Source organism: Xenophilus sp. Marseille-Q4582 (genome assembly GCF_916700565.1).
Taxonomy (GTDB): Bacteria; Pseudomonadota; Gammaproteobacteria; order Burkholderiales; family Burkholderiaceae_C; genus Xenophilus.
In genome coordinates, this window is the sequence record NZ_CAKAKO010000001.1 from 952,955 (window position 1) to 969,509 (window position 16,555).

Genomic DNA, 16,555 nt, shown 5'->3' on the forward strand with positions numbered 1-16,555 from the left:
ATGAAACGAAAGACGGATCGCACGATGGCAAGAATTGAAGGCGCCCCTGGCGCGGCAGGCACCCAGTTCCGGCGTGTGCTCGGGCATCGGCCGGAGGTGGCGCGGCAATGGGCTGCCTTGGACGAGGCCCTGCGCTTCGAGGGCACCCTTGCCCCAGAGCTCAAGGAGCAGGTGCGCCGGGCGTTGGCACAGCACAGCGGCTGTGCGTTCTGTGCATCGCTCGGTGAGCCCGATGAGCAGTCGCATGACGAAGTCACGCGTGCGGCCATCCGCTTTGCGCTGGCGGTGAACGACGGTGCGGCCGCTGTCGGCGACGACGCCTTCGATACCTTGCAACGCCATTTCTCGACGCCACAGCAAGTGGAGCTGATGGCGTGGATCTGCTTCATGCATGCAAGCGAGCAGATGGGGGCGCTCTTCAGGCTCGCGCCAGCCAGCGCGCAGGAGTTGCGTGGCTACGAAGCCTGGCTGACGGCGGGCTTCCGGCGTGCGCAACGCCAGGTACAGTCCGCTGCCCCGGCGTCGGCATGAGCAGCCCGTGCCTGCCGGCGCCATGTGCGGGAGAGGAGGGGACGCTGTTCCAACGGGTGGCCCTGCTCAGTGGCCGGGCCGATTGGACGCCGGATGCCTTCCACGCCCACTGGCGGGGCCCCCACGCAGAACTGGCGCTGCGCTTGCCCGCGCTGGCCGGCTATACGCAGAACCGTGTGCGGCGCACGCTGTGCAAGACTGCGCGGGCCTCGGTGCCGGATGGCATCGCGCAAGTCTGGACCTCGCGGGCCGCCTCGGCGTCTGCTGCGTCGGCCGCCACGGCTGCCGGGCAGGCCGTGCTGGAGGACGAGCTGCGCTTCCTTCGGGCCTTCGATCTGCTGGATGTGGGGGGTGGCAGCCTGCCGGACGACGATGACGGCCACCTCGGAGGCATCAAGCTCATGGGGGCTGGACGGATGGCATCGGGAGGTGATGGGCAGGCGTTTCTGAGTGCGCTGGCCCGCCTGGATGTTTTTGCCCATGGCCGCGCGCGCGTGCGGATGCATCAGGTCGTGAGCGTTCGCGGCCGGCCGCAGCTGGACCGGCACGCGGATCCGCCGGCACTGTGGCTGTGCCTTTGGCTCCAGCCGGGCGTGGATGCCGAAGCGTCGGGTGTGGTGCAGTGCTGGTCCCATGCGTTCTCGGCGGGCTGGCTGGCGCAGGTGCAGGCCTGCGCGATTCCCTTGCAGGGGCATGCGAAGTCCGGCATGCCTTGAGAGGGAAAGCCCGGACCGCCGGATGAAGCCGGCCGGCTAGAGTGGCGGGCGCCCGCCGCCGTGCCAGGCGCGGATTTCGCCCTTCCATGCCTGCTGCACCCTTCATGAACGTTGTCCTCTCCGGCGCCTGCGGGGGCCTGGGACAGGCGCTTGCGCGGCAGTTGGTGGCGCACGGCGCACAGGTCGCGTTGGTCGGGCTCGATGTGGACCGGCTGCAGGCCCTGGCCGACACGGCGCCCGGGCGCTGTGCCATCTATACGCCCGACGTGGCCGACGGCGATGCCGTGCAGGCCATGGCACATGACTGGATGGCCCGCGCCGGCACGCCCGACCTCGTGATCGCCAACGCCGGCGTGGCCGGCGGCTACGACACGGCGCAGGCCGAGGACCTGCAGGTGTTCCGCCGCATGCTGGAGATCAACCTGCTGGGCGCCGCCACGCTGTTCCAGCCCTTCGTCGCGCCCATGCGGGCGCAGCGCAAGGGGGCGCTGGTCGGCGTGGCCAGCATCGCGGGCTGGCGGGGCATGCCGGGCAACGGCGCCTACTGCGCGAGCAAGGCCGGGCTGATCCGCTACCTCGAAAGCCTGCGCGCCGAGCTGCGCGGCAGCGGCCTGACAGTCCACACCGTGAGCCCTGGCTACATCCGCACGCCGCTCACGGCCGGCAATCGTTTCGTGATGCCGGGGCTGCTGGAGGCCGACGAAGCCGCGCGCCAACTGCTGCAGGGCGTGGCGGCCCGCCGCGCGCACATCGTGCTGCCGCGTCGCATCGGCTGGCTGTCGCGCGCGCTGGCCTGCCTGCCCGCCTCCCTCCACGACCGCATCCTGCTGGCCCAGCCGCGCAAACCGCGCGCGGGCGAAGCCGGCGCCACGCCCATTCCGGGGCTGTCACCGGGCCACGCACCGGCCGCGTCGCCCGCTCCCTCCATTTCAGACCTTGCCCATGAGCGACCACCCCAGCGCTGACACTATCGCCCTCATCGGCGCCGGCCCCTCGGGCCTGGCCGGTGCCCGCAATCTCCAGCGTGAGGGCTTGCCCTTCCAGGGCTTCGAGGCGCATGCCGACGTGGGCGGGCTGTGGGACATCGCCAACCCGCGTTCCACGGTCTACCAATCGGCCCACCTGATCTCCAGCCGCACGACGACCGAGTTCACCGAGTTCCCCATGCCCCCCGGCGTGGCCGACTACCCGAGCCACCGCGAGCTGCGCCAGTACTTCAGCGATTTCGCCGACCACTTCGACCTGCGTCGCCACTACCGCTTCCACACCCGCGTGCTGCGCGTGGAGCCGGAGAGCGAGGCGCGTGACACGCGCTGGCGCCTGAGCTTCCGCACCGACGGCGGCCCCGTGCAGACCGAAAGCTTTCGCGGCGTGGTGATCGCCAACGGCACGCTGGCCGAGCCCAAGCGTCCGGCCTTCGAGGGCCACTTCGACGGCGAACTGCTGCACACGGCCGACTACAAGCACCCCGAGCTGTTCAAGGACAAGCGCGTGCTGATCGTGGGCGCCGGCAACTCGGGCTGCGACATCGCGGTGGACGCGGTGCACTACGCGGCCAGCGTGGACATCTCGGTGCGCCGCGGCTACTACTTCGTGCCCAAGTACGTGTTCGGCAAGCCGGCCGACACGCTGGGCGGCGCACTGAAGCTGCCGCCCTGGCTCAAGCAGCGCATCGACGCCACGGTCCTGAAGTGGTTCACGGGTGACCCGGTGCGCTTCGGCTTCCCCAAACCGGACTACCGCATGTACGAGTCGCACCCGGTGGTCAATTCGCTGGTGTTGCACCACATCGGTCATGGCGACATCGGCGTGCGCGCCGACATCGCCCGCTTCGAGGGCCGCACCGTGCATTTCAAGGACGGCAGCGCACGCGACTACGACCTGGTGCTGTGCGCCACGGGCTACGACCTGCACTACCCCTTCATCGAGCGCGCACATCTCAATTGGCAGGGCATGGCGCCGCAGTTGCACCTGAACATCTTCGCGCCGCGTTTCGACACGCTGGCCGTGCTGGGCATGATCGAGGCCAGCGGCATCGGCTGGCAGGGCCGCTACGAACAGGCCGAACTGGTGGCCCGCTACCTGCGGGCACAGCAGAAGGCCACGCCCGCGGCCGAGGCCCTGCGCGCGGCCATCCAGGGGCCGCCGCCGGACCTCAGCGGCGGCTACCGCTACCTGAAGCTGGACCGCATGGCCTACTACGTGCACAAGGACACCTACCGCGCCGCCGTGCGCGAGGCTTCGGCCAAGCTGGATGCCTGAACCCCAGGAGCCGCCATGCTGCCCGTCGACGAGATCCGCCTCAACTTCAACCCGGCCTCGCTGATCGCGCTCAACGTCGTGCTGGGCTTTTTGATGTTCGGCATTGCGCTGGACACGCGCATCGAGGACTTCAAGCGCGTGGCACGCATGCCGGGCGCGATGGCCGTGGGCATCGGCGCGCAGTTCCTCGTGCTGCCGGCCGTCACCTTCGGCCTCACGCTGCTGCTGCAGCCCGCGCCCAGCATCGCGCTGGGCATGATCCTCGTGGCCTGCTGCCCGCCGGGCAACATCTCCCAGATCCTCACGCACCGTGCGGGTGGCAACGTGGCGCTGTCGGTGTCGATGACGGCCATCTCCAACGCCCTGTCGGTGGTGCTGATGCCGCTGAACTTCGCCTTCTGGGGCGGGCTGCACCCCACGGCCTCGACGCTGCTCAAGGCCATCGCGCTCGACCCGCTGGAGATGCTGGGCCACATCGTCGCCATCATCGGCATTCCCTTCGTGCTGGGCGTGGCCTGCGCGCACCGCTTCCCGGGCCTCACGGCACGCATCAAGAAGCCCGCGCGCACGCTGAGCTTCCTCGCGCTGATCGCCTTCATCATCGGCGCCATCGCGGGCAACTGGCGCTACTTCCTCGACTACGTGGGCCTGGTGCTGCTGGCCGTGGTGCTGCACGACGCGCTGGCTTTCGGCACCGGCTGGCTGTGCGCGCGCGCCGCCGGCCTGGCCGATTACGACCGCCGCGCCGTCGCCATTGAGGTGGGCATCCGCAACGCCGGCCTGGGCCTGGTGCTGATCTTCAGCTTCTTCGGCGGCCTGGGCGGCATGGCCGTGGTGGCGGGCGTGTGGGGCTTCTGGGACATCATCGCGGGCTTGGCGCTGGCCAGTTGGTGGGGCCGGCGGCCCGCCCAGGCGCCGCAGGGGCCGGCATGAGCGGCGGGCCGATCACGCGTTCGCTGCCGGCGCGCCGTGTGCTCGTCACGGGCGCCGACGGTTTCCTGGGCCGCAGCCTGGTGGCGCGACTGTCGCAGCAGCAGGCGCAGGGCGTGCTGGACGCGGTGGTGGCGGCCGACGTGCGCGAGGTGCCTGCGGACCGCCAATGCCCCGGCGTGGCCTACGCGGTGCAGGACGTGCGCGATGCGGGCATCGCGGCGCTGATGCAGCAGCACGCGATCGACACCGTGGTGCACCTGGCTTCCATCGTCACACCGGGCAAGGGTTCCAACCGCGTCTTCGAGCATTCGGTGGACGTGGGCGGCACGCGCAACGTGCTGGCCGCCTGCGTGGCGCAGGGCGTGCGGCATCTCGTCGTGTCGTCCAGCGGCGCGGCCTACGGCTACCACGCCAACAACCCCGACTGGATCGACGAGTCGCAGCCGCTGCGCGGCAACGAAGCCTTCGCCTATGCGGACCACAAGCGCCAGGTCGAGGAGCTGCTGGCGCAGGCGCGCCGCGACCATCCTGAACTGGCGCAGACGGTGCTGCGCATCGGCACCATCCTCGGCGAGCGCGTGCACAACCAGATCACGGCGCTGTTCGAGAAGCCGCGGCTGATCGCGATCCGTGGCAGCGCCAGCCCTTTCGTCTTCGTGTGGGATGAAGACGTGACCGGTGCCATCGCGCATGCGCTGGCCGGCGCGCCTGCGGGATGCTTCAACCTCGCCGGCGATGGCGCGCTGGGCATCCGGGAGATCGCACAGCGCCTGGGCAAGGGCTGCATCGAATGGCCGGCGCCGGTGCTGCGCACGGCCCTGGCCGTGGGCTCGGCGCTGGGCCTGAGCCGCTACGGGCCCGAGCAGCTGGACTTTCTGCGCTACCGGCCCGTGCTGGCCAACCGGGCGCTGAAGGAGGTCTTCGGCTACCGGCCCGCGAAGACCAGCGCGCAGGCCTTCGAGGCCTTTGTCGCGGCCCGCGCGGCGCAAGACCGGCCCGTCAGCCGTCGTCGCTGAACGCGGGCCCTTGCGCGGTCGGCGCCGCGGCCGCGGTGAGCCGCTGCCACAGCCTTTGCGCATGCGGGGCCAGCTCGCCCGGGCCGCACACGCAGACCAGCCGGCGCTGCGCGGCCCAGGCATCGCTGAGCGGCACGCGCGCGATCCGCGTGCTGCGCGCGCAGCGAGCGGCCGCTGCGTGGGGCACCACGCCGGCCCCGATGCCCTGCTCGACCAGGCGGCAGATGGCGTCGAAGCTGCGCACGCGCACCCGGTAGTGCACGCGCAGCCCCTGCCGCTGCAGTTGCAGGCCGATGTACTCCTGCAGCGGATTGCCGGCGGACAGGCCCACCAGCGCCAGCTCGGGCGCGCGCCGGTCGCCGGCCGCGCGGGGCAGCCGTTCGGCCAGTGCCGCGAGCGAGGCCCGGCGCGTGCCGGCCAGCACATGGCCGCGCGGCAGCACGAGCACCAGCGCATCCGCACGGAAGGGCCGCTGCACCAGGCCGCGCAGGTCGGCCAGGTCGGAGCAGATGCCGATCTCGCCCAGCCCGGCGCGCACGCCGTCCGCCACGTCGGCGCTGGCGCGCTCCTCCACGTCCACCGACAGCCGCGGGTGCGCGGCCAGGAAGTCGGCCAGCGGCGCCGGCAGGTGCTCCATGATGGCCGAGGTGTTGCACAGCAGGCGCACATGGCCGCGCAGCCCGGCGCCGTATTCGCCCAGCTCGCCGTGCAGGCGCTGCATCTGCGCGCCCACCACGCGCGCATGGTGCAGCAGCGTGCGGCCGGCCTCGGTGGGCCGCACACCCTGGGCATGGCGCTGCAGCAGGTCGCTGCCCAGCGCTTCCTCCATGCCGCGCACGCGCTGGCTGGCCGAGGCCAGCGTCATGTGCATGCGTGCCGCGCCGCCCGTGATGCTGCCGGCCTCCACCACGTGGATGAACAGGCGCAGATCGGTGAAGTCGAATCGCATGGCGCGCAAGGTAGCACGCCGGCCTCAGCCGCCGCCTGAGGCCGGCTGCCGCAGATCCACATTGGCGCGCGGGCCGCGGCGCCGCAGACTGCGGCCGTCGTTCCAGTCCTTGTTCTCCGCCGCTGTTCGCCCGCCAGGAGTGCCGCCATGCCGCTTTCTTCCGCTTCTTTCCGCCCTTCGGCAGCCGCCGGGCTGCTGTTCACCGGCCTTGCTGCGCTCACCGCCGCCGCCGGCCCGGTGCACGGCATCGATCCCGCGCTGCCGCTGACGCGCGAACAGGCTTTTTCGCTGGCGCTGGAGGCCGACACGCAGCGCGACCGCGCCGCCGTGCTGCACTGGCTGCGCCGCGCGGCCCGGGCCGACCTGCTGCCTGCGCAGGAGATGCTCGGCGTCGTTCTGATGCAGGGCCTGCTGCCGGCGGGTGCCGAGGGAGCGCGGGCGCGCTGCGAGGCCCGCGACTGGTTCCACCGCGCCGCGCAGCAGGGCAGTGCCATCGGGCGCATGCACCGCGATCTCATCAACCGCGCACTGGCCGGGCAGGTGTGCGGATGAGCGTGGCCCGCGGCGAGCAGAAGGTACACGCATGAGCCCGCTCGAGACGCTGCCGGGCGCCGCTTCCGCCGCCGCCGTCTTCCTGCTGGCCGGCATGGTCAAGGGGGTGATCGGCTTGGGCCTGCCCACCTTCTCGATGGCGCTGCTGGCGCTGTGGATGCCGCCCGCGCAGGCGGCGGCGCTGCTGGTGGTGCCTTCGCTGGTCACCAATGCGTGGCAGGCCGGGCCGCTGGGGTCGCTCGGCGCGCTGCTGCGCCGGCTGGGCGGCCTGCAGCTGGGCGTGTTCGCCGGCACCGTGGGCGGGGTGCTGGCCTGGGGCCCGCCGGCGGGCCGGCTGGGCGCGGGCCTGCTGGGCCTGGCACTGATCGCCTACGCGGCCTGGGGCCTGGCCGGGCGCCGACTGGCCGTGCCGGCCCGGGGCCCGGGCTGGGCGGGCGCGGCGGTGGGGCTGGTCACCGGGCTGCTCACGGCGCTGACGGGGGTGTTCGTGATTCCGGCCGTGCCCTGGCTGCAGAGCCTGGGCCTGGAGAAGGACGAGCTGGTGCAGGCGATGGGCTTGTGCTTCACCACCTCCACCGTGGCGCTGGCGCTGGGCCTGGCGGCCGTGGGAAGCTATGCGCCCGCGGGGCTGATGGCCTCGCTGGGCATGCTGCCGGCGGCAGGGCTGGGCATGGTGGCCGGGCAATGGCTGCGCCGGCGCCTGCCGCTGGCGCTGTTCCGGCGCTGCTTCTTCATCGCGCTGGCCCTGCTGGGGGCGTGGATGGTGAGCCGGGCCGCCATGGCTTGAGGCGCGGCCGGCTGCCCGGCGGCCAGGGATGGACCCCTGAGCACGTGTTCAAGGTCTCCCAGGGGCCGCGCAGCCCCCTTGCCGGGGGGGCCTGCAAGGCGCGCTGCGCCGCTCGTAGTGATCTACGAGCAAGCAGCGCAACGCCGCAGGACGCCCGGCAAGGCGGCTGCCCTGCGGGTTGGAGCGAAATCGGGCGATTTCTTCGGCCGTTCGCTTGCATGGACACCAGTCCATGCGGCGCGACCGGCCTGCGAACTCATCCCGATTGCGCTCCAACGCGACCCCTGCGAGACCTCGAACACGTGCTCAAACCTTCCAGGCGCCCACGTGCGACGCGGAGGATTCCTCGATCAGTGCTGGCCCCACGCACTCGATGGGATGCGTGGAGGCCGTGAACACGTCGCGGCAGGAGAGTTCGGCATCGCGCTGGTCCAGACGCTCGCCGCGGAACCCACGCAGCCGCACGGCGTCGATGCCGTACACCACGCGGCCGATGTTGGCCCAGAAAATGGCGCCCGCGCACATCACGCAGGGCTCGCCGGACGAGTACAGCGTGGCGCCGGCCAGTTCCTCCCGGCTGAAGCGCGGACTGGCCAGGCGCACGGCCGAGGTTTCGGCATGGGCCGTGCAGTCACCGGTTTCGCCGTTGGCGTTCCAGGCCTGCGCCATCACGCTGCCGTCGGGTGCGACGATCACGGCCCCGAAGGGCCGGTTGCCGCGGCTGCGGGCCGTGTCGGCCAGCGCGATGGCCTGGCGCAGGTAGCGGCCGTCGCGTTCGTCGAGCGCGACTTCCTCGGGCAGGGCGGGGTGCATCGCATCTCCTTCTGAGAGGCGGCCGGCGGCGTTCATGCCTGCACCTGCCGTTCGGCCAGTGCGGGCAGGAAGGCCGTGTTGAACAGCTTCTCGGGGGCAGGCTTGCGAGCCAGCTCGAAGACCGTCGCCACCTCGTCGATCTGCCTTGACAGCACGGCAGGCCGGATGCCGCCCAGTCCCACCTCGCGCGTTTCGGGGGTGCTCAGGTACTGGCGCGTGATGGCCCAGCGCTGGCGCTCCACGTCGAGCTTGAGGATGGGCTCGCGGGCGCGCATGGCGGCCAGGGCGGCTTCGGGATCGACCAGTGTTTCGCGCAGCGCGCGGTGGCTGGCGCGCACGAAGGCGCGTGCCGCGTCCGGCTTCTCCTGCAGCAGCCGGCCGCCAAGCAGGGCATTGCCGTACAGATGCAGGCCGGCCTTCTGGTATTCGAGCACCGACAGTTCCTGCGCCGGCAGGCGCGCGAACAGCGACACGGCCGAATCGTGGAAGTAGGTGGCAGCGTCCACGTCGCCGCGCACCATGACGTTGTCGCGCGCGCTGAAGTCGGTCGTCACCCATTCGAAGAGGTCGGGGCGGGTCTTGAGCGCGCGGGCCGCCATGGGCCAGCTGCGGCGCGTGGCTTCCACCGCGGCGGCGGCCACACGCTTGCCTGCGAGGGACTGGAAGTCGCTGCGGATGCCGCGGTCCTTGCGGCCGATGATGACGAAGGGGGCGCGGTTGTAGTACTGGTAGATGGCCTGCACCGGCGTGTCGGGGTTCTGGGCGTGGAACTCCACCAGCGAACTGATGTCGCCCAGCCCCAGGTCGTAGGCACCGCTGGCCACGCGCGTGATGGAAGCGACGGAACCCGAGCCGACGTCGATGCGCACGTCCAGCCCCTCTTCCTTGTAGTACCCGTTGGCCAGCGCCAGGAAGAAGGGCGCGGTCTGGCTGGTCACGCGGAAGTCGAGCGTGAAGCGCAGGGGCGTGAGCGCCTGGGCGAGCACGGCGGGGGCGGCCAGGCTGCCGCCGAGGGCAGCCGCCAGGGGCGGGGTCAGGGTGGAGGCGAGGAATCGACGGCGTTGCATGCGCGGAGCTCCGGTTCGTGGGCCGGCACGCAGCGCGCGCCGGCGGAAGGCCCGGCCATTCGGCGGTGGGCCGTGGGAGCCGGGGAACTGAGCAATTTCCGGGCGGGCCCTCGAAGGCGAAGGGCTGGCGCTGAACGCTTCTACTCGTGCGGGGAAGCCAGCACGAAGCGTGCCGGCGCGCGCGGGTGGGCTCGCTGCGGCGCGTCTGCATGCAGCGCCTGAGGGGACGGCGCGCCGGGCTTCGCCGCGTGCGCGGGCGTCCCGCTTTTGGTGCGTGCGCGCGTCGGCGGTGCGCGCAGGCCTCGCGCAGTGCGGAGAGAGGGCGGGCCTCAGCCGCCGCGTGCGACCGCGTTGCGCACGATCGCGATGGCCTGCCGGTAGGGCAGGGCAAAACCGTCCAGCGCATCGCCCTGGGCCAGCCAGCGGAAGGCGAACACCAGGCCGTCTTCCTCGGGGCTGCCGTGGGCCGTGTGCGTGAAGGTCTCGGGCAGCGGGGCACCGTCCCAGCGCATCAGGAACAGGTGCCACAGCTGCGGATGCGCGTGGCGGTTGCTTTCTTCCCCTGCGGCGCAGTCGCGGTGCAGGGTGCCCAGGCTTTGCAGCGGGCCCTCATAGACCAGGCCCGACTCTTCCCACAGCTCCCGGCGCACGGCCGCTTCGGGCGATTCGCCGGGCTCGATGGTGCCCTTGGGCAGTTGCAGGCCGCCATCGCCGGGATGGTCGAAGACCAGCAGCCGGCCGTGCGCATCGACCAGGCAGGCGCAGGCCTTGCCGATGGTCAGGATGGGCGAAGAGTCGCTGCTGCCGCTGTGCTGCATGGGGCCGCCTGCAGCCGGGCTCAGGCGCCCGACAGCGCGGCCTTCACCGCGGCGCTGACCTGGCCCATCTCGGCCTTGCCGGCCAGGCGGGTCTTGACCACGCCCATGACCTTGCCCATGTCGCCGGGGCCGCTGGCGCCCAGCTCGGCCACGATGGCCTTCACCTCGGCCAGCACCTCGTCGGCGCCCAGGCGCTGTGGCAGGTAGGCCTGCAGCACCGTGATCTCGGCCGCTTCCTTGTCGGCCAGCTCGGTGCGGCCGGCCTGGTTGAAGGCGGCAATCGAGTCCTTGCGCTGCTTGATCATCTTGTCGAGCACGGCCACCACGGCGGCGTCGTCGAGTTCGATGCGCTCGTCCACTTCCTTTTGCTTGATGGCGGCCAGCAGCAGGCGGATGGTGGCCAGGCGCTCGGCTTCCTTGGCGCGCATGGCGGCCTTCATGTCGTCGCTGATCTGTTGCTTGAGACTCATGGGCTTTCCTTCATCAAATTAGGGAGACCGAGGCTTCCCGCTGCACGGGGGGCGATGCCTCTGGGGGGCGTTTTCATCCCGGGGCGGCCCGGCGATGAAAACACAAAAGCCGCGGCAGGTGACCCCGGCGCGGCTCGTGGCACAGGCTGCAGGCGCAGCCGGTGACTTCGGAATCAGTACAGCTTCTTGGGCAGCTGCATGCTGCGCACGCGCTTGTAGTGGCGCTTGACGGCCGCAGCCTTCTTGCGCTTGCGCTCGGCCGTGGGCTTTTCGTAGAACTCGCGGGCGCGCAGGTCCGTCAGCAGGCCCAGCTTTTCGATGGTGCGCTTGAAGCGGCGCAGGGCAACGTCGAAGGGCTCGTTTTCTTTAACGCGGATGGTGGTCATTGAGTGAACAGTGGATGAAGGTGGCCCGCGCAAGATCGGCACGCAAAGCCGGGTTTCCTCAACTGAAAATCTGGATGGCCCGCTGAGGTCAAGGCCGAAGTTAGCCCGCGAGTATAACTTTTTTTGCGGCATGTCCAGCGCTTTTCGACAGGGCACCGGGGTGTTCCGCTTGTCTTGGCGCAGCCGCGGCCCGTCATGCCGAGGGCCGCAGCGCCTGGGCGCAGGCGTGGGCGCTGGCCCAGGCCCACTGGAAGTTGTAGCCGCCCAGCCAGCCGGTCACGTCCACCACCTCGCCAATGAAGTACAGGCCGGGCTGCTTCGATTCCAGCGTCTGCGAGGACAGGTCGCGCGTGTCCACGCCGCCGGCCGTCACCTCGGCTTTCTTGTAGCCCTCGCTGCCCGAGGGCGTGATCTCCCAGCGCGCGATGCGCTCCGCGAGCCGCGCCAGCGCCTTGTCGCCGGCTTCGTTGATGGGGCGTTGCAGCGCTTCATCGCTGGCGGCCCAGGCGTCGGCCAGGCGGGTGGGCATCAGCGCCGCCAGCTCGTTGGCCACGCGCTTGCGCGAATCGCGCTTGGCGGCCTGCAGTGCGCCGGCCACGTCCACGCCGGGCGCCAGGTCGATCTGCAGCGGCGTGCCGGGCGTCCAGTAGCTGGAGATCTGCAGCACGGCCGGGCCCGACAGGCCGCGGTGCGTGAACAGCAGGTCTTCGGCGAACTCCATCCGCTCTTTCTTGCTGCCCGTCGCCATGCGCACCGGCAGGGCCAGGCCGGCCAGCCCGGCATAGGGCGCCCAGGCCTCGCCACCGAAGGTCAGCGGCACCAGCGCCGGGCGGGGCGTGACCACGCGCAGGCCGAACTGCTCGGCGATGCGGTAGCCGAAGTCGGTGGCGCGCAGCTGCGGAATGGACAGGCCGCCGGTGGCGATGACCAGCTGCGGTGCCTGCACCGGGCCGCGCGCGGTGTCGATGCGGTAGCGGCCCGCTTCGTGCACCACGCCCTGCACGCCGCAGGGCTGCCAGCGCGTCACGCCGCCGGCCTCGCACTCGGCCAGCAGCAGGTCGATGATCTGCTGCGAGGAGTCGTCGCAGAAGAGCTGGCCCTTGTGCTTCTCGTGCCAGCGGATGCCGTGCCTGTCGACCAGCGCGATGAACTGCGCGGGCGTGTAGCGGGCCAGGGCCGAGCGGCAGAAATGCGGGTTCTGGCCCACGAAATGGCGCTGCGGCGCGCGCGGGTCGAGGTCGCGGTTGGTGAAGTTGCAGCGGCCGCCGCCGGCGATGCGCACCTTCTCGGCCACGCGCGGGCTGTGGTCCAGCAGCAGCACGCGCAGGCCGCGCTGCCCGGCCTGCGCGGCGCAGAACAGGCCGGCCGCGCCGGCGCCGACGATCACCGCGTCGAAGGAAGAATCGTTCACGGTCTCGGTCAATGCATCCCTCCCTCGCCCGCCACCACCGTGGGCTGGTACTTGAGGTGGCCCACGTAGCGCAGCGGCTGGTGCGCGGGGATCGACGGCACATCGCCTTCACGCATGTGCAGCAGGTCGGCCGGGCTGACCCAGCGCGGGTCGGCGGCCGTGATGGGCGCACCGGCCTGGTTGAAGGCCTCCAGCACGAACTGCGAGCAGAAGAACTGGTCGTTGCGGCTCACGCCCAACTGCACGAAAGCCATGCCGCTCACGCAGTAGTGGCGCACGGGCGCGGGCACGCCCGGCAGCTCGCACACGCGGCGGTTCAGCACGAAGGGCGCCTGCAGCAGCACCCCGGCCGTGTTGTAGCGCGTGCCCACGCGGTCCAGGGCCCATTCACGCAGCTTGCGCGCGTGCCCGGGCTGCAGGCCCTGGGGGCGGAAGGCGACCACCATGTGTTCTTCGTCGAGCACCTCGCCGATGCTGCGCGCGCGCACGCCGCTGCCCACGGCCTCGGCCACCTGGCCTTCGCCGAGGTAGAGCACGGCATGGCTCACGGGCGAGAAGGTGCCCAGCCGGATGCCGATGGAGTTCAACGTCTCGACCGAGGTCAGCAGGATGTCGCCGGCCTGCAGGGCGGTGGCGTCCACCAGCGCGCCGCCGTTGCCGGGCGCGATGGACGAATGCTGGATGCGCACGCGCGGCAGCGGCGCGTCGGCGGTGGGCAAGTCGATGTGCGAAGCGCAGGCGCCCAGCAGCAGCGCAAGAAGCGTGGCCGCGAGCGCCCGGCAGGCGATGCGGCCGCTCATCCCTTCCACACGAACGGGAACTTGAGCTGCTTGAAGAAGCCGTTGGGCACGTAGTCGCCCACCACGCCGTAGCGCTCGGGCCAGAGCTTGTCGCTCTTCACGGCCGTGCCGAACAGGTAGTCGAGGAAGGCGTAGTGCGCGGCATAGTTCTTGTCGATGGCCTCGTCGTCCTGGCTGTGGTGCCAGTGATGGAAGTTGGGCGTGACGATCACATAGCGCAGCGGCCCCAGGCGCACGCTCACGTTGCAGTGGTTGAACACGGCCTGGAAGCCCACGATGACGATGTACGCGTCGATCACTTCCTTGGAAAAGCCCAGCACGTAGATGGGCGCCAGCACCAGCGTGCGCGTGATCAGCAGCTCCAGGATGTGCTGGCGCGAGCCGGCCATCCAGTCCATGCTCTTGACGCTGTGGTGCACCGCATGCAGGCGCCACAGCAGCGGCACCTCGTGGTAGGCGCGGTGCGTCCAGTACTGCACCAGGTCGGCCACCAGGATGATCAGCAGCACGCCGGCCCAGAAGGGCAGGCCGGCCACCCAGCCGCGGATGCCGTCGTGCGCGGCCCAGCCGAAGAGCTTGTGCACCAGCAGGTTGGTGGCCAGCAGCACGAAGCCCACGATCATGTGGTTGACGATGAAATGGTGGAAGTCGGTCTGCCACTCGGCGCGGAAGATGGGCTGGTCCTTGCGCAGCGCGAACAGCTTCTCGATGAAGATGAAGATCAGCGCCGAGCCCAGCAGGTCGAGGATGAACCAGTCCAGCCCGATGTAGGGCGTGTGGTCGGGGAAGTTCGGGTCCACATCCACCTTGTGCCCGCCCAGCAGCGCCGCCGCCACCACCAGCAGGAAAGCGAAGGAGGACAGCCAGCGCGAGCGGTTGAACACGATGTTGACCAGCGCCAGCCCGCCTGCGACCACCAGGGCCGCGAGCATGATCCAGCGCATCACGTCCACGTCGTAGCTCTTGCGCAGCTCGGGGGTTGTGAGGTACTGCGGAAAGTGAAAGGCCAGCACGCCCAGGAAGCACAGCATGCCCAGCGTGAGCGCGAGGGTGCCCGTGACCAGGCCCTTGCCGCGCTGCAGCTCGCCGTGGCTTTCGGTGAATTGATTGAGTTTGTCCAGCTCCAGCATGCGCGTGCCCCGAGCGTTGCCAACGAAGGCGCGGATTCTAGGAGTTGGTGCCCGCCGCGCCGACTGGCCGATCGGCCAGTCGACCGGGCAGGCCGGCCGCACGGGAGAGGCCGGCCCGCGTTCAGGTGCCGAAGCGCGCCGCGTCCTGCTGCGCGGCGGCCATGCCGCGCAGCACGTCGCCCACCACGATCACGGCCGGGCTGCCCAGGCCCGCGGCGCGCAGGTCGGTGGCCAGGTTCGCCAGCGTGCTCGTCACCTGACGCTGGCCGGGCAGGCTGGCCTGCTGCACCACGGCCACGGGCGTGTCGGCCGGCAGGCCGCCGTCCTGCAACTGCTGCTGGATGGCGTCCACGCCCGCCACGCCCATGTAGATGACCAGCGTCAGCCGCGCGTCGCGCGCGGTGGCGGCCAGCGCGCGCCAGTCGGTCGGCTCGTGCCGGGCGGCGGCGCCGGTCTTGGCATGGCCGGTGACGAAGACCACGCCCTGCGCGCGGTCGCGGTGCGTGAGCGGCACGCCCAGCGCCGTGACGGCCGCCAGCCCGGCCGTGATGCCGTTGATGACGCCGCATTCGATGCCCGCTTCGCGCAGGTGCTCCACCTCTTCGCCGCCGCGGCCGAAGATGAAGGGGTCGCCGCCCTTGAGACGCACCACGGTCTCGCCTTCGCGCACCGCGGTGATCATGAGCTTCTCGATGAAGGACTGGGGCGTGCTCTTGCAGCCGCCGCGCTTGCCCACGTGGACGATGCGCGCCTCGGGCCGTGCCCATTGCAGGATCTCGTCGTTGACCAGGTCGTCCACCAGCAGCACGGTGGCCGCCTGGATGGCCTTCACGGCCTTGAGCGTCAGCAGTTCGGGGTCGCCTGGGCCGGCGCCGACGAGGGTGCAGCGGCCCTGGATCAGGGAAGGGGTGTTCATGCGTGGGGCCTCGGTTCTTGGGTCAGGGCGCGTGTCAAGGCATCGATATGGGCCACCTGCGCCGCAATGGCCGGCGGCACCGGCAGCTCGCCGGCCAGCACGCGGCGCGTGTAGTCGGCCGTCACGTCAGCGGCCAGGCTGTCGGGCAGGCCGGGCACTTCGGGCAGCGTGCCCGGCTGCTGGGCCTGCAGCGCCACCGGCCGGCCGCGCACGAAGCCGTCCAGCTGCGGCGTGCGGCGCGGGTCGCTGACCACTTCGCCTTCCAGCCCGCGTGACAGCAGGGCCGTGAGGCCCAGCAGCTCGAACAGCTCGGTCATCACGGTGGCGAAGGCCGGGTGCGTGTAGCTGCCGATCACCACCGCCGGGCCATCGACGGGCTGCATGAGCTTGACCACGCTGTGGCCCGCGTTGCGCAGCCCGACGATGCGGCGCACGTCCAGCAGACGCGCGAGGCCCGGGTGCAGCAGCGCGGTGCCCACCACGGCGACTTCGCCGGCCTCGATGCGCTGCAGCTGCGTGCGCGCCGGCACGTCGAGCAGCGCCAGCACGTCGCTGGCCAGCACGCGGCTGGATTCGGTGGCATGGCCGTGCACCAGCACCGGCAGCCCTTCGCGAGCCAGCAGCAGCGCCAGCAGCGGCGTGAGCACCGGCAGCCGGCGCGCGCCGTTGTAGCTGGGCAGCACGACGACCGGGCGCGTGCTGGCCGGCAGCTTGTTCAGGCGTGCGTGCGTGGCGTCCAGGAAGCCCGCCATCTCGGGTGTGGTTTCGCCCTTCACGCGCATGGCCAGGCAGAAGGCGCCGATCTCCAAGTCGGTGACCTCGCCGTCGAGGATCTGGCCGAACAGGTCGGCCGCCTGCTCGCGCGCGAGCGGCTTGGCGCCGCGAGCGCCGCGGCCGATTTCCTTGATGTAGTGCGCGATGCTGCCCATGGGTGCGTCGATTGTCCCGCAGCCTTTATGCCGGAAAGCCCATTCGCTTATGCCACCGGGCGGCAGTAC

General features: G+C 71.1%; 19 protein-coding genes. 8 read left to right on the top strand and 11 right to left on the bottom strand.

Translation table 11 applies throughout. The features are described 5' to 3' along the window. The 6 genes from LG388_RS04400 (at position 1) to LG388_RS04425 (ending at position 5,458) form a co-directional block, all read left to right on the top strand. Positions 1–531 (top strand): carboxymuconolactone decarboxylase family protein, encoded by a 531-nt coding sequence (locus LG388_RS04400; protein WP_225781605.1) that lies wholly within the window; start codon positions 1–3, stop codon positions 529–531. Beyond that, positions 528–1,247: an EthD domain-containing protein gene (locus LG388_RS04405; RefSeq protein WP_225781606.1), complete on the top strand. Its 720-nt coding sequence runs from the start codon at positions 528–530 to the stop codon at positions 1,245–1,247. The genes LG388_RS04400 and LG388_RS04405 overlap by 4 nt, the downstream gene beginning before the upstream one ends. Before the next feature lie 104 nt (positions 1,248–1,351). After that, a complete protein-coding gene (locus LG388_RS04410) occupies positions 1,352–2,212 on the top strand; it encodes an SDR family oxidoreductase (RefSeq protein ID WP_225781607.1) in 861 nt (286 codons plus the stop codon). Further along, on the top strand, positions 2,190–3,509 hold the full coding sequence (locus LG388_RS04415; protein ID WP_225781608.1) for an NAD(P)/FAD-dependent oxidoreductase: 1,320 nt from the start codon (positions 2,190–2,192) through the stop codon (positions 3,507–3,509). The genes LG388_RS04410 and LG388_RS04415 overlap by 23 nt, the downstream gene beginning before the upstream one ends. A 15-nt stretch (positions 3,510–3,524) precedes the next feature. After that, positions 3,525–4,442, top strand: a complete 918-nt coding sequence (locus tag LG388_RS04420; protein ID WP_225781609.1) for a bile acid:sodium symporter family protein — start codon at positions 3,525–3,527, stop codon at positions 4,440–4,442. Beyond that, complete coding sequence (locus tag LG388_RS04425; protein ID WP_225781610.1) at positions 4,439–5,458, top strand: SDR family oxidoreductase; 1,020 nt, start codon at positions 4,439–4,441, stop codon at positions 5,456–5,458. The genes LG388_RS04420 and LG388_RS04425 overlap by 4 nt, the downstream gene beginning before the upstream one ends. Here the strand turns inward: LG388_RS04425 and LG388_RS04430 are convergent. Beyond that, positions 5,442–6,407 (bottom strand): LysR family transcriptional regulator, encoded by a 966-nt coding sequence (locus LG388_RS04430; RefSeq protein ID WP_225781611.1) that lies wholly within the window; start codon positions 6,405–6,407, stop codon positions 5,442–5,444. The genes LG388_RS04425 and LG388_RS04430 overlap by 17 nt on opposite strands. A gap of 147 nt (positions 6,408–6,554) precedes the next feature. Between LG388_RS04430 and LG388_RS04435 the strand changes: the two genes are divergently transcribed. Both LG388_RS04435 and LG388_RS04440 read left to right on the top strand, forming a co-directional pair. Beyond that, positions 6,555–6,959, top strand: a complete 405-nt coding sequence (locus tag LG388_RS04435; protein WP_225781612.1) for a sel1 repeat family protein — start codon at positions 6,555–6,557, stop codon at positions 6,957–6,959. A 31-nt stretch (positions 6,960–6,990) separates the two neighbouring features. Then, positions 6,991–7,746, top strand: a complete 756-nt coding sequence (locus LG388_RS04440; protein ID WP_225781613.1) for a sulfite exporter TauE/SafE family protein — start codon at positions 6,991–6,993, stop codon at positions 7,744–7,746. A gap of 306 nt (positions 7,747–8,052) precedes the next feature. Here the strand turns inward: LG388_RS04440 and LG388_RS04445 are convergent, their stop codons facing one another. The 10 genes from LG388_RS04445 to ybiB all read right to left on the bottom strand — a co-directional run bounded on the left by LG388_RS04445 (position 8,053) and on the right by ybiB (position 16,486). Further along, complete coding sequence (locus tag LG388_RS04445) at positions 8,053–8,559, bottom strand: nucleoside deaminase (protein WP_225781614.1); 507 nt, start codon at positions 8,557–8,559, stop codon at positions 8,053–8,055. Between the two features lie 32 nt (positions 8,560–8,591). Beyond that, a complete protein-coding gene (locus tag LG388_RS04450) occupies positions 8,592–9,626 on the bottom strand; it encodes an ABC transporter substrate-binding protein (RefSeq protein WP_225781615.1) in 1,035 nt (344 codons plus the stop codon). 329 nt (positions 9,627–9,955) lie between these two features. Then, positions 9,956–10,444, bottom strand: coding sequence for an NUDIX domain-containing protein (locus LG388_RS04455; protein WP_225781616.1), 489 nt, complete (start codon positions 10,442–10,444; stop codon positions 9,956–9,958). Between the two features lie 20 nt (positions 10,445–10,464). Next, positions 10,465–10,914 carry a GatB/YqeY domain-containing protein gene (locus LG388_RS04460; RefSeq protein WP_225781617.1) on the bottom strand — a complete coding sequence of 150 codons (450 nt, stop codon included), beginning with the start codon at positions 10,912–10,914 and terminating at the stop codon, positions 10,465–10,467. 173 nt (positions 10,915–11,087) lie between these two features. Beyond that, on the bottom strand, positions 11,088–11,300 hold the full coding sequence (gene rpsU / locus LG388_RS04465) for a 30S ribosomal protein S21 (protein ID WP_007833691.1): 213 nt from the start codon (positions 11,298–11,300) through the stop codon (positions 11,088–11,090). Positions 11,301–11,493: 193 nt separating this feature from the next. Continuing rightward, positions 11,494–12,711, bottom strand: coding sequence for an NAD(P)/FAD-dependent oxidoreductase (locus LG388_RS04470; protein WP_225781618.1), 1,218 nt, complete (start codon positions 12,709–12,711; stop codon positions 11,494–11,496). Positions 12,712–12,719: 8 nt separating this feature from the next. After that, positions 12,720–13,511, bottom strand: coding sequence for a YaeF family permuted papain-like enzyme (locus LG388_RS04475; RefSeq protein ID WP_225781619.1), 792 nt, complete (start codon positions 13,509–13,511; stop codon positions 12,720–12,722). After that, complete coding sequence (locus LG388_RS04480; RefSeq protein WP_225781620.1) at positions 13,508–14,641, bottom strand: sterol desaturase family protein; 1,134 nt, start codon at positions 14,639–14,641, stop codon at positions 13,508–13,510. The genes LG388_RS04475 and LG388_RS04480 overlap by 4 nt, the downstream gene beginning before the upstream one ends. 121 nt (positions 14,642–14,762) lie before the next feature. After that, positions 14,763–15,557 (bottom strand): uroporphyrinogen-III C-methyltransferase, encoded by a 795-nt coding sequence (cobA, locus tag LG388_RS04485; RefSeq protein ID WP_225781621.1) that lies wholly within the window; start codon positions 15,555–15,557, stop codon positions 14,763–14,765. Then, entirely contained in the window at positions 15,554–16,486 is a 933-nt protein-coding gene (gene ybiB / locus LG388_RS04490) for a DNA-binding protein YbiB (RefSeq protein ID WP_225781622.1), read from the bottom strand. The genes cobA and ybiB overlap by 4 nt, the downstream gene beginning before the upstream one ends. Positions 16,487–16,555: the final 69 nt, after the last annotated feature.